At 67.6% G+C, this 15121-nt stretch carries 11 protein-coding genes; 6 read left to right on the forward strand and 5 right to left on the reverse strand.

All coding sequences use genetic code 11. From position 1 onward, the window contains the following. Positions 1–158: 158 nt before the first annotated feature. The gene (gene lysX, locus E4J89_RS05725; RefSeq protein WP_136785140.1) at positions 159–3494 is read left to right on the forward strand and encodes a bifunctional lysylphosphatidylglycerol synthetase/lysine--tRNA ligase LysX; all 3336 of its coding nucleotides are present in this window, start codon (positions 159–161) and stop codon (positions 3492–3494) included. A gap of 91 nt (positions 3495–3585) precedes the next feature. Then, on the forward strand, positions 3586–4230 hold the full coding sequence (locus tag E4J89_RS05730) for a heme-binding protein (RefSeq protein ID WP_136785141.1): 645 nt from the start codon (positions 3586–3588) through the stop codon (positions 4228–4230). Here E4J89_RS05730 and E4J89_RS05735 read toward each other — a convergent pair. Both E4J89_RS05735 and E4J89_RS05740 read right to left on the reverse strand, forming a co-directional pair. Then, positions 4220–4660: a Rieske (2Fe-2S) protein gene (locus E4J89_RS05735; RefSeq protein ID WP_169303928.1), complete on the reverse strand. Its 441-nt coding sequence runs from the start codon at positions 4658–4660 to the stop codon at positions 4220–4222. The two genes, E4J89_RS05730 and E4J89_RS05735, sit on opposite strands and share 11 nt — an antisense overlap. A 73-nt stretch (positions 4661–4733) precedes the next feature. Next, positions 4734–5195 (reverse strand): Rieske (2Fe-2S) protein, encoded by a 462-nt coding sequence (locus E4J89_RS05740; protein ID WP_136785143.1) that lies wholly within the window; start codon positions 5193–5195, stop codon positions 4734–4736. Positions 5196–5477: 282 nt separating this feature from the next. On the opposite strand from E4J89_RS05740, the gene E4J89_RS05745 reads away from it, so the two are divergent. Continuing rightward, positions 5478–7211 carry an amidohydrolase gene (locus tag E4J89_RS05745; RefSeq protein WP_136785144.1) on the forward strand — a complete coding sequence of 578 codons (1734 nt, stop codon included), beginning with the start codon at positions 5478–5480 and terminating at the stop codon, positions 7209–7211. Positions 7212–7309: 98 nt separating this feature from the next. Continuing rightward, positions 7310–8512 (forward strand): MFS transporter, encoded by a 1203-nt coding sequence (locus tag E4J89_RS05750; RefSeq protein WP_136785145.1) that lies wholly within the window; start codon positions 7310–7312, stop codon positions 8510–8512. Positions 8513–8660: 148 nt separating this feature from the next. On the opposite strand, the gene E4J89_RS05755 is transcribed toward E4J89_RS05750, so the two are convergent. Further along, on the reverse strand, positions 8661–10787 hold the full coding sequence (locus E4J89_RS05755; RefSeq protein ID WP_136785146.1) for a 3-hydroxyacyl-CoA dehydrogenase NAD-binding domain-containing protein: 2127 nt from the start codon (positions 10785–10787) through the stop codon (positions 8661–8663). Next, the gene (locus tag E4J89_RS05760) at positions 10784–12064 is read right to left on the reverse strand and encodes an acetyl-CoA C-acyltransferase (RefSeq protein WP_136785147.1); all 1281 of its coding nucleotides are present in this window, start codon (positions 12062–12064) and stop codon (positions 10784–10786) included. Before E4J89_RS05760 ends, E4J89_RS05755 begins: the two co-directional genes overlap by 4 nt. A gap of 138 nt (positions 12065–12202) precedes the next feature. Between E4J89_RS05760 and E4J89_RS05765 the strand changes: the two genes are divergently transcribed. After that, positions 12203–13216 carry a DMT family transporter gene (locus tag E4J89_RS05765; RefSeq protein ID WP_205754412.1) on the forward strand — a complete coding sequence of 338 codons (1014 nt, stop codon included), beginning with the start codon at positions 12203–12205 and terminating at the stop codon, positions 13214–13216. Here the strand turns inward: E4J89_RS05765 and E4J89_RS05770 are convergent. Then, a complete protein-coding gene (locus tag E4J89_RS05770) occupies positions 13213–14073 on the reverse strand; it encodes a LysR family transcriptional regulator (RefSeq protein WP_136785148.1) in 861 nt (286 codons plus the stop codon). The genes E4J89_RS05765 and E4J89_RS05770 overlap by 4 nt on opposite strands. Positions 14074–14142: 69 nt before the next feature. On the opposite strand from E4J89_RS05770, the gene E4J89_RS05775 reads away from it, so the two are divergent. Continuing rightward, a complete protein-coding gene (locus tag E4J89_RS05775) occupies positions 14143–15114 on the forward strand; it encodes an EamA family transporter (RefSeq protein ID WP_240691735.1) in 972 nt (323 codons plus the stop codon). The last annotated feature ends 7 nt before the right edge of the window (positions 15115–15121 follow it).

Raw genomic sequence — 15121 nt, forward strand, 5'->3', positions numbered from 1 at the left:
GGGATAAGACTCAACACGGCCGGGCGGCGGGCTCGTAGAACTTGCAGATAGGGCACCGCCAGACCTCGCACGAAAGGGGCGGTGCGGGCCATCTTAGACCGCCGGTTGGACGCCAAAAAAGGACTGAAACCACGGCTGAGGAACAGGACGGGAGGCGGATGAGTCTGGCACGGTCTCGCGGCAGCCGTACTCAGCGGACAGGCCGGCGCCGCCCGGATCCTGCACTCGCCAGCCCGGCCCAGGAGCACTGGGCTCGCATGCTGACCTGGCTGTACGCCTCCGCCACCGCCGTCGCGGCGGTGCTGTGGTTGGCCCGGCTGGCTGGCCGGGGCACCCAGGTGCCGGTGGTGGTATTCGGTGCCCTGAACGTTCCGCTGACCCCGTCGCTGGTCTCTGTAGTGGTGCTGGCCCTGGTCACCGGCGCGCTGCTGCGCCGGCTGCGAGTGGCCATCTGGCTACTGGCCGTCTTCGCCGTCCTCGGCCTGCTCGCCTCGGTGGCGGTTCTCGCGGAATGGTGGGAGCCATTTCCCATTAGGGGGCCGGAGGCCGAACAGGGCTGGGGCACTGTGCTGGAAGTCACCGGGATCCTCGTCTCGTTGGCCACCTTGTGGCTGGTCTGGTGGGTGCGCCCTGCCTTCCCGGCCCGCACCCGTGCCGGCGCCGTGCGGGCCGCAATCCTGACCCTGGCCGCGGGGATAGTGCTCTCCGCTGGCCTGACGCATTTGCTGCTGCTGGCCAGCACGAAGACCGCCGTCGATGACTGGCCCGTGCTCGGTTCGGCATTGCTGCGCGCCGTCGGGCTCCGCGGCGAGTCGCTATACTACCACCGGCACGTTCCGCCGGGCATCCCTTTGATAGCTTCCTTCCTGCTCGCGGCGACCATCATCCTCACCGTCTTTGTGTTCCTCCGATCCGGCCGGCGCCCGGGGGCGTGGTCGGGGGAGCAGGAGCTGGCTCTGCGCGGCCTGCTGGCCGACCACGGCGGACACGACTCGCTGGGATACTTCGCCACCCGACGCGACAAGGAGGCCCTGTTCGCCCCAGACCGGCGTGCTGCCGTCACCTATCGGGTGATCGGTTCGGTGTGCCTGGCGGCGGATGACCCTGTCGGCGACCCAGTAGCGTGGAATGCAGCCGCGCGCGCGTGGACGCAGCACGCCCGCCGCTATGGCTGGACGCCAGGGGTGGTCGGGGCCTCTGAAGCGGGCGCCCGCGCCTACGCCGCGGCCGGACTCGGCGTCCTGGTTCTGGGTGACGAGGCGGTACTTTACCCGGACCGGTTCTCGCTCTCAAGTCGGTCTATGGCTGCCGTCAACCGGGAAGTGCGGCGTGCTCGCAGGGCAGGGCTAACGGTGCGGGTACGGCGGCACGCTGAGTTGCCGCCCGCCGAATTGGCAGCCCTGGGCGAACTGGCCGACAAATGGCGCGGAGGCGAACCGGACCGCGGCTTTTCGATGGCCCTGAGCCGGTGGGGGGACCCTGCCGACGCCCAATGCGTGGTGGTCACCGCCCACTCAGAGGAGGATGCCGTCGTCGGCCTGCTCTCGTTCGTCCCTTGGGGCCGTCGCGGGGTGTCTTTGGATGTCATGCGCCGGGCCCCGTCATCGCCCAGCGGCACCACCGAATTGATGGTCGCTTCCCTCATGGACCAGGCCCAACGGCTGGGCATACACGAGGTGTCCCTGAACTTCGCCATGTTTCGTCGACTTTTCGCCGATGTTGAGCGGCTTGGCGCCGGTGCAGTAACCCGCCTGAACACATCGGTTCTCGGTTTCTTCGAGCGTTTCTTTCAGTTGGAGCGCCTCTACCGCTCCAACGCCAAGTACCAGCCCGAGTGGGTGCCACGCTACTTCTGCTTCGACGGTCTACTGACCCTGCCGCGGGTGGCTGTAGCCGCCGGGCAGGCTGAAGGTTTCCTGCCATTCCTGCTGCGCCGACACGGCCCGGAGCGCCGCTTGGACGAGGCACAAGTGGAGCGGATCCGGCAATTGGCGGTCGCCCCACCGCAGCCGACGGCGCCACCTCGGCCGTCGTCCGTTCAGGCCCGGCACCGGCTCCGGCACAGAAGCGTGCTACTTGAGGCGGGGCTGGACCCGTCCCCGGTCGGAATGCCGGTGCCGGCCTCGGTGGCAGAATTTGAGTTCGCTGTGACGGGTCCAGGTTCCGATTCCGGGCCGGTGCGGCTTGCCGGCCGGATCCGCGCCCTGCGCCATCACGGGGGAGTGCTCTTCGCCGACCTGGTCGACGGCGGACACACGGTGCAGGCCATCCTGGAGCGCCACGCGCTCGGCACGGACCTCTTTCGCCTGCTTGACCAGACACTGGACACCGGTGACCTGGTGGTCGTCACGGCACTGCCCGGCCATTCGCGGACCGGCACCCCCTCCCTGCTGGTCCAAGACCTCGTGCTGGCCGCGAAGGCCCTGCATCCTGTGCCCTACCCTCGCTTCGGCGATCCTGTCCGCCGAGTGCCGCAGCGCTCGTCAGACCTCCTTGCCCGACCTGCGGCGATGTCGCTGCTCCGTGAGCGCTCGCAGATCGTGTCGGCCCTGCGTGGGGTGCTCGAGCAGGAAGGCTACCGCGAGGTGGAGACACCCATCCTCAACACCATGCACGGCGGAGCCAACGCCCGGCCCTTCCGCACCCACAGCAAGGCCTATGGGCTGGAAATGACCCTGAGGGTTGCCCCCGAGCTGCAACTGAAGCGCCTACTGGTGGCTGGGGCCGGACCCATCTTCGAAATCGGACGCAACTTCCGAAACGAGGGGGCCGACTCGACTCACAACCCGGAGTTCACCTCCCTGGAGGCCTACCGGCCGTTCGCGGACTACAAGGAGATGAAGGAACTGGCCGAACGGCTGATCAAAGCGGCCGCTGTCCGGGTCCATGGGGTGCCGCACGTGGTGCTGCGCGACAGATCCGCGCCGGTCGATGTCTCTGCCCGGTGGCCGATGGTTCCCGTCACGGACGCGGTCTCGGCCGCCGTCGGGCAGCGGGTCTCCGTGCAGACCGACATCGCCGAACTGCTCCGACTGGCGCAGGTCCACGGCGTAGCGGCCGGTCCGGACAGGCGGCCCGGTGCCGTGCTGGAAGCTCTCTACGGCAAGCTGGTAGAACCTGCCACCGTCCTGCCCAGCTTCTATTGCGACTTCCCGGTGGAAACCTCGCCGCTGGCAGCCCCGCATCGCAGCAGCCCAGGGCTGACGGAACGCTGGGACTTGGTCATCAACGGGATGGAACTCGGCACCGGCTACTCCGAATTGACGGATCCGTTGGAGCAGCGGCGCCGTCTGGCGGAACAATCGCTGAAGGCAGCGGCCGGAGACATGGAGGCCATGGACGTCGACGAAGATTTCCTCTACGCCCTCGAAACCGGTATGCCCCCGGCCGGCGGGATGGGTTTGGGCGTAGACCGGTTGGCCATGCTGCTGACCGGGACGGACATCCGCGACGTGCTGAGCTTTCCTTTCGTCCGACCCTCCGCGACCACCTGAGGCAACTAGCGACGCAGGAATTTCTCTTTGAACGCGAGCCTCGTCGGAGCCCTTATCCTTGCCGTTTATCGGGCGTATCGTCTGTAAGACCATGACTGAACGCCAGCCCTACGAGCTTGTCAGGCGGTACGCAGACTTCGAGTTGCGGCGATACCCGGCACATACAGTGGCAGAAATGGAAGTTGCTGCGTCCTTTGATCGCGCGGGGAATGCCGCCTTCCGCCACCTTTTCAACTACATCAGCGGCAAAAACACGGCCCGGGAGTCCCTGGCGATGACCGCTCCTGTTATCCAGAGCGGTGAGGAGCCCCGGAAGCTTCCATCCCAAAAAGTGCAGATGACAGCGCCCGTACTGCAGAGCGGCCCGTTAGGCGGCGACTCCATCGGCAGCGGCGAAACAGGGGTGTCGCAGTACACGGTGGCCTTCGTGCTCCCAGCCGGAATGACTGCAGACACGGCCCCCGTTCCGGTTGACCCGAGGATCAGGATCCGGACCGTGGCTGGCTCCACCGCAGCCGTACTTGGCTTTTCCGGCGGCGGGTCCAGGGCTGCCTTCGCCAAGCGCAACCGTGAACTTCAGGAAGCCATCGCCGGGGCAGGTATGAAGGCCTCGGGTCCGCCTCGGTTTGCCCGGTTCGATCCGCCGTTTAAGCCCTGGTTTCTTCGCCATAATGAGGTGGTCCAGGACGTGAGCCAGAGCCCGAATCCGGGACCCGAAGCGAACGTCAGGCCGTGACGGTGATCCAGTCGCCGTCGATGGCAGCCGCGTAACGGGGGAGCGGCGCCGGTGCCGGACCACCCGTCACCGTGCCGTCCTCGAGCGCGAAGGTGGAGTTGTGGCACGGACAGGCGAACTCGCTGTCCGTGGCGGTCACGGCGCAGCCTTGGTGGGTGCACACCGCGCTGTAGGCAAGCACCGTAGTCTCATCAGGGCGGTAGACGAGGATCTTCTGCCCATTCGCTTCACCGCTGGCGCTGCCGCCGACCGGCACGTCGCTGAGCTTGCCGACGCGTACCGGCGTCCCATCGGTGGCGACGGGCGATGGGGCAGCGCCCTGCGCGCCGGTGAAGTCCTGGAACGGCGAGCACGCGGTGAGCGCGCCCACCGAACCGGCGGCAGTGGTGACAGTCAGGACGGCTCTGCGGGATGGCTGCGGGGAAGTCATGTCGATTATTGTTCCGGATCTTCCTTGCATCTTTCTAACCGAACCGCGGGAGCCGGTGGAACAGGTGGCGGATTCACAGCGTGACGGTGATCCAGTCGCCGTCGATGGCGGCGGTATAGCGCGGCAGCGGTTTCGGTGCCGGTCCGTCCAGCACCGTGCCGTCCTGGGCACTGTAGACAGAGCCGTGACAGGGGCAATGGAACTCGGCACCCGCCGGCGCCACCGTGCAGCCCTGGTGCGTGCAGATGGCGCTGAAGGCTTCCACCGTCTCCTGATCCGGTCGGTAGACCAGCAGTTTCTGCCCGTTGGCCTCACCGCTCGAGCTGTCCCCGACTGCAACGTCCGCAAGCTTCAGGACCTGCACCGGTGTGCCGCTGGCGGCACTGGGCGCCGTGGACCCTTGGCCGCCGCCGCCCGTCGCGGATTCGCCGCTGCCGCTTCCCGAGGGGGCACAGGCTGCCAGGACGCAGGCGGAACAGGCCGCCGCGGAAACCCCTAGGAGCGTGCGTCTGCTTGGACCGGCATCGAGACTCATGGGCTGACCTTCCCCAACGGAGCTGGCGGAAACCTGATGACGGCGGGTGTTCCGGGAGATCAGGCTGTGCTGCTGAACAGGACAGTGTGTGAAGGTGCCTCGGCCCCCGGTGTACCCGCCGTCATTCATAGAGACGCCTGCATCGACCGGAAGGTTCACGTCAGGTACCTTCTGCCGGAAGGTACCGTTCGATCAAGCTCCGGGCGTGTAATTCTCCTGCAGTAGAAATCAAACGTCATGCTCTGAGAGTCAAGCCGAATGGCTCCGGTCACACATACTCTGATGCTCGACCGACCGAAACGATTCAACAACGAGGAGCAAGGCGTGGCCCAAGAGTTTGCGGATGTGGTGCTGGTCAACGGCACGATTGAGACCCTCGATGCGGACGTGCCCCGCACCACGGCGATGGCGGTCTGCGGTGGCCTGATTCAAGCGATCGGGCAACGGGCCGAGGAACTGCGCGGGCCGGAGACCCTCACCGTGGACCTGGCGGGCGCCTTCGTCATGCCGGGCCTGATGGATGTCCACAACCACCACATGATCGCCGGTCAGATGGATCTGTTTGAACTGGACGCGCCGCCTACGCTTGACCTGGACGGCTTTCTGGCAGCAATTGCCTCCTATGCGGAGGGACTTGGACCGGACGAGTGGGTTGTCGGTGGTAGCTGGGGGTCCGGCTTGATGACCGAGATGAACTCGCCGGACGCGCTGGCACGGCTGGATGCGGCAACAAGTGGCCGTCCTGCCTTGCTCAAGGACGATTCAAAGCACAACCGGTGGGCCAATTCCCGGGCCATGGAGCTGGCCGGGATTGGGGCCGCTACACCCGATCCCGATGGCGGGCAGATCCTGCGGGATGGGTCCGGAGCCGCCACCGGAGTACTGATCGAGGCCGGCGGTGTGCTAGTGGAGCAGACACTGGCCACATTGCAGCCGGTAAGCACCGGGCAGTTGGCCCAGGCTGCTGCGCGCGGCATCGAAATCCTGCATTCCTACGGTGTCACCGGGTTCCAAGACGCAGCGGCGTCGCTCCCGCTCATGCGTGCGCTCAAGCAACTGGATGACGACGGCGAACTGCACGCCTGGGTCGTCACCTCCATGCAGGCGAATGATTTCATTTTCGGCACCCAGCCCTTGGGCGAAGGCATTATTGCCCACCGTGAAGAGACGCGGTCGCGCCACCACCGGCCGGACTTCATCAAGATCTTCCTCGACGGCGTTCCGCCGGCCGGCACGGCAGCTTTCATCGAGCCGTATCTGCCGGTGGCCGGCTTCCCGGAATGCCACTGCGGCGGCACCACCATGGATCCGGCGGAGTTGGAGGAATGGCTGATGAGTACAGCCTCGCGCGGAATTTCCGCCAAGATCCACTGCACCGGCGACGCCTCAGTCCGCCTGGTCCTGGACACCGTCGAGAAGGTGCGGGCTGCGGGTTACACCGAGCCGAAGTACCACATTGCGCATGGTCAGTTCGTGCATCCGGACGATATCGGACGCTTTGCCCGGCTGGACGTGACGGCCGATATTTCGCCATCGCTCTGGTTCCCCGGCGTGATCTCCGAGGCCATCGCTGCCGTGCTGCCCCCGGACCGCGCGTCGAAGATGCAGCCGAACAGAAGCCTGCTCGACGCAGGTGCCCGGATCGCCGGCGGTTCGGACTGGCCGGTCAGCGTCTCGCCGAACGCGTGGGAAGGCATTTACGGTCTGGTGACCCGGCAGGACCCCACCGGCCAATTCCCGGGAACGCTGTGGCCAGAGCAAGCCATCACTTTGTATGAGGCCGTCCGGACCTACACCACGGCCGGGGCCGACGCGATGGGCCTTGATGACGTCACCGGCTCGCTCGTCCCCGGGAAGTCCGCTGATTTCATCGTGCTCAGCAACAATCCCTACGACGTCCCCATCGAAGAAGTGCGCAACATCAGCGCCCGGCAGACCTGGTTTGCCGGACGCAAGGTCTACGACGCCGCAGCAGCCGAAAGCGCTGCGACGGAGGTGGAAAAGGCCAACGCCTGACCACTGCGTTTCGCCAAACCTCCGAATCACCCTGGTGGCTTCGGCTGGGCCTGCCGGCCGGAGCCACCGGACCTTTCCTCCAATCCGAAAGGACACTGATGTCCGTTACGCTGACTTCCGCGCGGCCTGCCACCGGCACCGACCGCGGAATCTACACCTACATCGCCGTCTATAGTGCGGTCCTCTACATGGTGCTGCTGATCGCCCCGGTGATCGCCGGCAAGCTGATCGCACAGTACAGCCTGACGCCCACTGAGCTGGGCATGCTGTTCTCGCTCGAATTGGGCGCGTTCAGCCTGGCCACGGTTCCGGCCTACCTCTGGCTGAATCGACTGAACCTCAGGACGGTCACCTACGTGTGCACCGCTGTCGCGATTGCCGGAAACCTGGTTTCCGGCTTCCTGGACAGTTTCGCGCTTCTGGTACTGGTACGCGTGGTGACGTCCCTGGCGGCCGGATCCATTACGGTGATCATCCTGACGCTGAGTGGGAAAACGGCCAACCCCAGCCGCGGTTTCGGCGTCTTCGTGGTGTTCCAACTGCTGATGGGCGCAGTCATCCTGTTCGCGTTCCCGGCGCTGTACGCCGATGCCGACGTTTCCGCCATCTACTGGACCATGGCCGCGCTCACGGCCTGCTGCCTGCCGGTGGTGCGGATGATCGACGGCGACCTGCTGCGCCGTCCCAGAGAGGCATCAAATGTCCTGGCCACAGCGGATGTCCCTGCAGCAGAGCAGAGCCCCGCGCCGGCGGCTTCCAGGGTTAAGTTCGTGATCGGCCTGGCCGCCGTGCTGCTGTTCTACATCGGCCTCAGCGGGGTGTGGTCCTTCATGGCACAGATTTCCGGCGGCGCCGGCATCGACCTGGCAACGTCCAGCCTGGTGCTGGCCATTGCCACCATTCCGGGCATCGCGGCACCGCTGGTGGCAACCTTCCTGGGCGACAGCCCGAAGCGCAAATGGTTCCTGCTGATCGGCTACCTGGCGCTGGGCGGCAGCGTGGCGCTGCTGTTCGGTGCACCCGGGCTCATTCGTTTCGCGCTCGCCGCCCTGGTCTTCAAGTTCGCCTGGACCTTCATCCTTCCGTACCTGCTCGCATCCCTGTCCGACATCGGCGGCAGCCACGTGATGAACTCCACCAACCTGATGATCGGTACCGGCTTCGCCATCGGGCCGGTGGTCAGCGGCATGCTGATCGAGTCCGCCGGCGGCGGGTTCGGCGGGATGCTGCTGCTGGCAGTCGTCGCGGTGCTGGTCTCGATGGGATGCGCCATGGCCATCCAGCGCCCGGCCCGCGCCTGACCCAACACGCCGCGACAACTCGCTGCCGGCAGCGTGCCGGCGGCGAGTTGTGGCGTCTCCCGGCTGCCCGCCGTCGTCGTCCTCTGCGAAAGGACGACGACGGCGGCGCAGCGGCAGACAGTCCCGCCAGTTGCCCTACTGACGTCTCCTACCGGTCAGCGTGGAACTTGCGGCCGTTGACCCGTTCGGAGGCTCCGACGCGGTCCAGATAGGGGGTGATGCCGCCCAGATGCAGCGGCCAGCCGGCGCCCATGATCATGCACAGGTCAATGTCCTCGGGTGCGGTGACCACGCCTTCGTCGAGCATGAGGCCGATTTCCTCGGCGAGGGCGTCCTGGGTGCGGCGGAGCAGTTGCTCGGCGGTGCTGGGGGAGTCGCCGAATTCCAGCAGCGCCAGCGTGGCTTCGGGGATGGCCTGCCGGCCGTCCTCGTCAGTGGTCCACAGGGACTTGATGCCGTGGTCGATGAGCCGCTGCTGGTTGGCGGAGACGCGGAAGCGTTCGCCGAACGCGGCGTGCAGGGACTCGGTGACGTGCTGGGCCACCGGGATGCCGACCATGGCCAGCAGGGTGAACGGCGTCATCGGCAGGCCCATCGGCTTGAGGGCGGTGTCGGCCACTTGGGCGGGGGTGCCTTCGTCGAAGGCGTTCGCCACTTCGCCCATCAGCCTCAGCAGGACGCGGTTGACCACGAAGGCTGCGGCATCCTGGACCAGCACGGTGGTCTTCTTCAGCGCCTTGCCGAGCACGAAGGCGGTGGAGAGGACCGCGTCGCTGGTCTTCGGTGCCCGCACGATTTCCAGCAGCGGCATGACGGCCACCGGGTTGAAGAAGTGGAAGCCGACCACGCGTTCGGGGTGCAGCAGGTCCGCTGCCATCTCGGTGACGGAGAGCGAGGAGGTGTTGGTGGCCAGGATGCAGTCCTCGGAGACCACGGCCTCCACTTCGGCGAAGACCTGCTTCTTCACTGACAGTTCCTCGAACACGGCCTCGATCACGAAGTCGGCGTCCGCGAAGGCTTCCTTGGAGGCCGAACCGGTGACCAGGGCCTTGGTGCGGTTGGCGGCATCGGCCGAGATGCGGTGTTTGGCCAGCAGCTTGTCCACTTCGGCGTGGACGTAGCCCACGCCTTTGTCCACCCGGGCCTGGTCGATGTCCGTCATGACCACCGGCACCTTCAGCTGGCGGGCGAACAGCAGGGCCAGCTGGCTGGCCATCAGGCCGGCGCCGACCACGCCCACCTTGGTGACCGGCCGGGCCAGCTGCGGGTCCGGCGCGCCGGCCGGACGCTTGGAGCGCTTCTGCACCAGCTCCAGGAACGCGTACACGGTGTCCCGGAACTGCGGGGTCTGCATCAGTTCGGCGAGCGCCTCCACTTCCAGGTCGGCGGACTGCTGCTGGCTTTTGCCGCGGCCGGCTTCCATCACGTCCAGCACTTTGGCCGGTGCGGGCGCGGCGTTGGCGGTCTTGGCGTCGATGAAGGCGCGGCCGGCGGCGATGGCCTGGTCCCAGTCGGCTTCGGTTGCGGTGGAGTGCTCCGCGCGGCGAACGGCCAGCTGACGGCGGGCGTCGTCGTCGGCCAGGATTTGTGCGGCCCAGGCCAGCGACTGTTCGAGGAAGTCCGCCGGTTCGAACAGCGCGTCGGCGATGCCCAGCTGGTGGGCGGCCCGGCCGTTGAGCATCTTGTTGTTGCTCAGCGGGTTCTCGATCATTACCTTGACCGCGTTGGCCGGGCCGATCAGCCGCGGCAGCCGGTACACGCCGCCCCAGCCGGGGATCAGGCCCAGGAAGGCTTCCGGCAGCGAGATGCCGTTGGCGCCGGCGGAGACCGTGCGGTAATCGGCGGCCAGCGCGATCTCCAGCCCGCCGCCCATCGCCGCGCCGTTAATGAACGCGAACGTCGGCACGCCCATGGCCGCGAGCGTGGCATAGGCGTCATGGCCCAGCCGCGCCATGGCCCGTCCGTCTTCCGGATCGGTCAGCTTTCCTACCGAGCTCAAATCCGCGCCGGCCACCAAGTAGTAGGGCTTGCCGGTGACGGCGACCGCGGAAATCTCGCCCGCCGCCGCCCGGGCCTTGAGCCGTTCGAGTGCCGTGCCCAGTTCCACCAAGGTGTTAGGTCCGAGCGTGGTGGGCTTGCGGTGGTCCAGGTCGTTGTCCAAGGTCAGCAGGGCCACGGTCCCGGCCCCCGGCAGCTCCACATCCCGGACGTAGGAGTGGGTAACGGTCTCGTCCGGGAACTTGGCGGCCAAGGCGGTGAAGTCTGCGGCGGTCATGCGTGGTCGTCCTCTCCTGCGGATACGGCAGCGCTTGCGGCAGCAGTGTGCTGGCTGCGGCCCGAATAGTCCTGATGGTGCGGGTTTTCCCAGATCACAGTCCCGCCCATGCCCAGCCCGATGCACATGGTGGTCAGCCCGTAGCGGACCGACGGATCGTCTTCGAACTGGCGGGCCAGTTGGGTCATCAGCCGCACCCCGGAGGCGGCCAATGGATGCCCGACGGGGATGGCCCCACCATAGCGGTTAACCCGCGGATCGTCGTCGGCAATGTTGTAGTGGTCCAAGAAGGAGAGGACCTGGACCGCGAAGGCCTCGTTGATCTCGAACAAACCGATGTCCGCGATGTCCAGGCCGGCCATTTTCAGCGCCTTCTCCGTGGCAGGGACCGGCCCAATGCCCATCACTTCGGGCTCCACCCCAGCGAAGGCGTAGGAGACCAGGCGCATCTTCACGGGCAGGCCCAGCTCTGCAGCGGCGTCGGCGGAGGCGAGCAGCGAAGCAGTGGCTCCGTCGTTCAGTCCCGCGGCATTGCCGGCGGTGACGCGGCCGTGCGGACGGAAGGGAGTGCGGAGACCAGCCAGGTCCTCACGCGTGGTGCCCGGACGCGGCGGTTCGTCGGCGCTGTGCAGCGACCACCCCTCGCCTGGCTTGCGGCCGGCGACCGGCACCAGATCCGGCTGGATCTTGCCGTCCTGGTAGGCAGCTGCGAGCTTCGCCTGGCTGGCGGCGGCGTAGGCGTCCGCGCGTTCCTTGGTGATGTCGGGAAAACGGTCGTGCAGGTTCTCCGCGGTGTTGCCCATATTCAGCGCGGCGGGGTCCACCAACCGCTCGCTGGCAAACCGCGGATTCGGGTCCACGCCCTGGCCCATCGGATGGTTGCCCATGTGTTCGACGCCGCCGGCCACCACCACGTCGTACGCGCCGAACGCGATGCCGCCTGCCGTCGTCGTCACCGCAGTCATGGCACCGGCGCACATCCTGTCGATCGCGAAGCCGGGCACCGAGCGGGGCAGCCCGGCCAGCAACGCCGCGGTGCGCCCAAGGGTCAGGCCTTGGTCGCCGGTCTGGGTGGTGGCGGCGATGGCCACGTCGTCGATGCGTTCGGGCGGCAGCGACGGGTTGCGGCGCAGCAGTTCGCGGACGCATTTGACCACCAGGTCGTCCGCCCGGGTGCCGGCATGAATGCCCTTCTCACCCGCTTTGCCGAACGGGGTGCGCACGCCGTCGACGAAGACGACATCACGCAGGGCACGGGGCGCGGATGCTGGGCTCACCTGGAACCTCCATGAGATGCGGGACACAGTACCAGCCACATGTTACCCGTGGGTAACATGCCCAGCAAGCGGCACCTGGCCGCAGCGCTGTGAGGTGCCGCGTATAGGCTGGCCCTAGTGGCAACCCGGCGAGGAGCAATGGACCTACAGCAGCCGCACCGGCAGGTACGGGCGCATCCCGGCGCGGTCTCCGGTGCGCTCCTGGTGCTGGCGGCCTCCGTGCTCTGGGGAACCACCGGTACGGCCGCCACCTTTGCGCCCGACGCCGGGCCGCTGGCCATCGGCGCCGTGGCGATGGGCGTGGGCGGGCTGCTCCAAGCGCTGACTGCGCTGCGCCCCATGGGCCGCGCCCGTCTGCAGCTCCAAGGGAAATGGAAACTGGTGCTGCTGGGGGCGATGGCTGTGGCGGTGTACCCGCTGGCCTTCTACAGTTCGATGCATCTGGCCGGCGTGGCCGTGGGCACGGTGGTGAGCATCGGCTCGGCACCGCTGGCTTCTGCCCTGATTGAGCGTGCCTTCGACCGGCATCGGTTGAGTATGCGTTGGGGCGGTGCCGCGCTGCTGGGACTTTCCGGCACCGCGCTGCTCTGCTTCGCCGCTGCGCGAAGCGGCGGCCATTCCGCCGCCGGTGCCGGAGACCCGGGAGGGGGCGGCACGCTGGCCGGGATCGGCCTGGGCCTGGTGGCCGGACTGACGTATGCCCTCTATTCCTGGGCTGCCCACCGCATCATCGGCGGCGGCGTGCCGGCCCGTGCCGCCATGGGGGCGATGTTCGGGGTCGGCGGGCTGCTGCTGATGCCGGTGCTGCTGGCCACCGGGGCTCCGCTGCTGGCGTCCTGGAGCAACGCCGCCGTGGGGGGCTACATGGCCTTGGTGCCGATGTTCGCAGGCTACGTGCTGTTCGGCCTTGGCCTCGCACGGGTGCGCGCAAGCACCGCCACCACGCTGTCCCTCGCCGAGCCGGTGGTGGCCGCCGTGCTGGCGGTGCTGGTGGTGGGCGAACGCCTGCCCCTGCAGGGCTGGAGCGGTATCCTTCTGGTCATCGCCAGCTTGGCAGTCCTGACCATGCCCGGACGCCGACGGCGGGTGACAGCGGGTGGTCGAGTGCCGGTGGCTGCGCCGGGCGGCGGCGAGCCTGGGGGGTGCAGCTAAGCGGTCGCGTAGAGCCGGGTGACGGCATCCACCAGGTCCTCCAGCCCGTTGGGCCGGTCATCCCGCCGCCAGGCGAGCCTGACGGCGATGCGGGGACCGTCTTTGATGGGCCGGTAGGACACGCCGGGGCGGACATGGTGGTGGGCGGTGGCCTCGGCGGTAGTGCCCACGCCGCGCCCGGCGGCAATCGCGTCGAGCCAGTTGTCGACGTCGGTGGATTCCAGAAACCGGGGCGGATGGTCGGCGCCGGTCCAGAGCTCGCCGCTGGTCGTCCCGACCCGCGGATCGATGATCACGGTGCGGTCGGCTATCTCGGCCATGCTCAGCTGGCGTCGTCGCGACCAGTGCGGGTCGTCGGAAGCAAAGGCAACCAGCCGGCGTTCCAGTCCCACCACGAGGGAGTCGAAGCGCTTCTCATCGGCCGGCCGCCGGACGATCGCCACATCGCACAGTCCTTCGGCCAGGCCTGCGGTCGGTGAGTTGTGCCGGACCAGGTCCAAGTCGATGGAATCGTGCTGCTTGGCCCAATCCCGTTGCAGGCGCGTGGTGTGCCGCCCGAGGGCCGCCCAGGCATATCCCAGCCGGAGGATTCTGTGGCGGGAGGTGAGGAACTCGCTGAACCGGTCGGCCTCGGACAGTACCCGGCGTGCCTGCGGCAGGAGTTGTTGTCCGGTGCTTGTCAGCTCGCAACCGCGTGGCACGCGCCGCAGCAGCCTGTCCCCGGCGGTCTTCTCCAGGGCCGCGATGGTGCGCGAGACAGCCGCCTGCGAGACATGCAACTGCGCCGCTGCCTCGGTAAACGATCCCGCTTCGGCGGCGGTCAGGAAAAATCGCAGTTCCCGCAGGCTCCATTCCATAACCCAAGCGTATGGCTGCGACAAAACATGCACTAGGTTGATGCATTGGCGGGAGCTTACCGTGGCCGCATGGAGACACCCGGTAGCACCGCCCGCGGCATCATGGTTGCCGACGGCGGTCAGCAGCTCTCTGCCGCGACTGCGACCGCGCGCCAGCGCCACGCCGGCATCGGGATGATGCTGGCCAGTTCGGCGTCGAACCAGACCGGGGCAGCCCTGGGCGCCTTGGCATTCCCGGTGATCGGCCCGGTCGGCGTGGTGGCGGTCCGCCAGATCGTGACCGCTTTGGTCCTGGCACCGATCGTGCGCCCAAAGTTCCGGAGTCTGGGCAAGGGGGAGTGGTGGCCGCTGCTCGGACTGGTGCTCGTCTTCAGCGTGATGAACCTCTGCCTGTATGCAGCCGTCGAGCGCATCGGGATCGGTCTGGCGGTTACCTTGGAATTCCTCGGCCCGCTCGCCGTGGCGATCGCCAGCTCGCGGCGCGTGCTCGACATCGCCTGTGCCGTCGTGGCCGGCGCCGGAGTGGTGGTGCTGACCGATCCCGGTTCCGGCACCAGCGACATCATCGGCATCGGGCTGGCCCTGCTCGCCGCGGCGGCGTGGGGCTGCTATATCCTGCTCAACCGCACTCTCGGCCAACGCCTGCCCGGCCTCCAGGGAACCGCTGCGGCCAGTGTCCTGACCGCTGCTGCCTGGACACCGATCACGGCGGCTTGGTTCGCTGTGCACCCGCCCACCGCCGCAGCCCTGGCGCTTGCTGCTGTCTGCGGGTTGATGGCCTCGATCGTGCCGTACGCGACGGACATGCTGGCGCTGCGTCGGGTACCGGCCCAGCTGTTCGGCACCTTCACCAGCATCAACCCGGTCTGGGCGGCACTTGCCGGCTGGATAGTGCTCCACCAGGCCCTTCAGCCCAACGAATGGATCGGCATGGGGCTGATTGTCCTCAGCAACGCTGCGGCTTCCGCCCGGGGATTCGCCGTGTCGAGGGACCGGGAGAGGCCGGGCGGGACGGGACCCGCGGGGCCGGGCCGAGCCTGACCCGGAA

It is taken from the genome of Arthrobacter sp. CAU 1506 (assembly GCF_005047635.1).
In the GTDB taxonomy this organism is placed as follows: domain Bacteria; phylum Actinomycetota; class Actinomycetes; order Actinomycetales; family Micrococcaceae; genus Crystallibacter.

What these genes read in the sequence shown, in the direction of transcription:
- E4J89_RS05730 (WP_136785141.1), top strand. Translation starts at nt 3,586, where the DNA reads ATGACTGAACGCCAGCCCTACGAGCTTGTCAGGCGGTACGCAGACTTC.
- E4J89_RS05750 (WP_136785145.1), top strand. Translation starts at nt 7,310, where the DNA reads ATGTCCGTTACGCTGACTTCCGCGCGGCCTGCCACCGGCACCGACCGC.
- E4J89_RS05770 (WP_136785148.1), bottom strand. Translation starts at nt 14,073, where the DNA reads ATGGAATGGAGCCTGCGGGAACTGCGATTTTTCCTGACCGCCGCCGAA.
- E4J89_RS05755 (WP_136785146.1), bottom strand. Translation starts at nt 10,787, where the DNA reads ATGACCGCCGCAGACTTCACCGCCTTGGCCGCCAAGTTCCCGGACGAG.
- E4J89_RS05740 (WP_136785143.1), bottom strand. Translation starts at nt 5,195, where the DNA reads ATGAGTCTCGATGCCGGTCCAAGCAGACGCACGCTCCTAGGGGTTTCC.
- E4J89_RS05765 (WP_205754412.1), top strand. Translation starts at nt 12,203, where the DNA reads ATGGACCTACAGCAGCCGCACCGGCAGGTACGGGCGCATCCCGGCGCG.
- lysX (WP_136785140.1), top strand. Translation starts at nt 159, where the DNA reads ATGAGTCTGGCACGGTCTCGCGGCAGCCGTACTCAGCGGACAGGCCGG.
- E4J89_RS05745 (WP_136785144.1), top strand. Translation starts at nt 5,478, where the DNA reads ATGCTCGACCGACCGAAACGATTCAACAACGAGGAGCAAGGCGTGGCC.
- E4J89_RS05775 (WP_240691735.1), top strand. Translation starts at nt 14,143, where the DNA reads ATGGAGACACCCGGTAGCACCGCCCGCGGCATCATGGTTGCCGACGGC.
- E4J89_RS05735 (WP_169303928.1), bottom strand. Translation starts at nt 4,660, where the DNA reads ATGACTTCCCCGCAGCCATCCCGCAGAGCCGTCCTGACTGTCACCACT.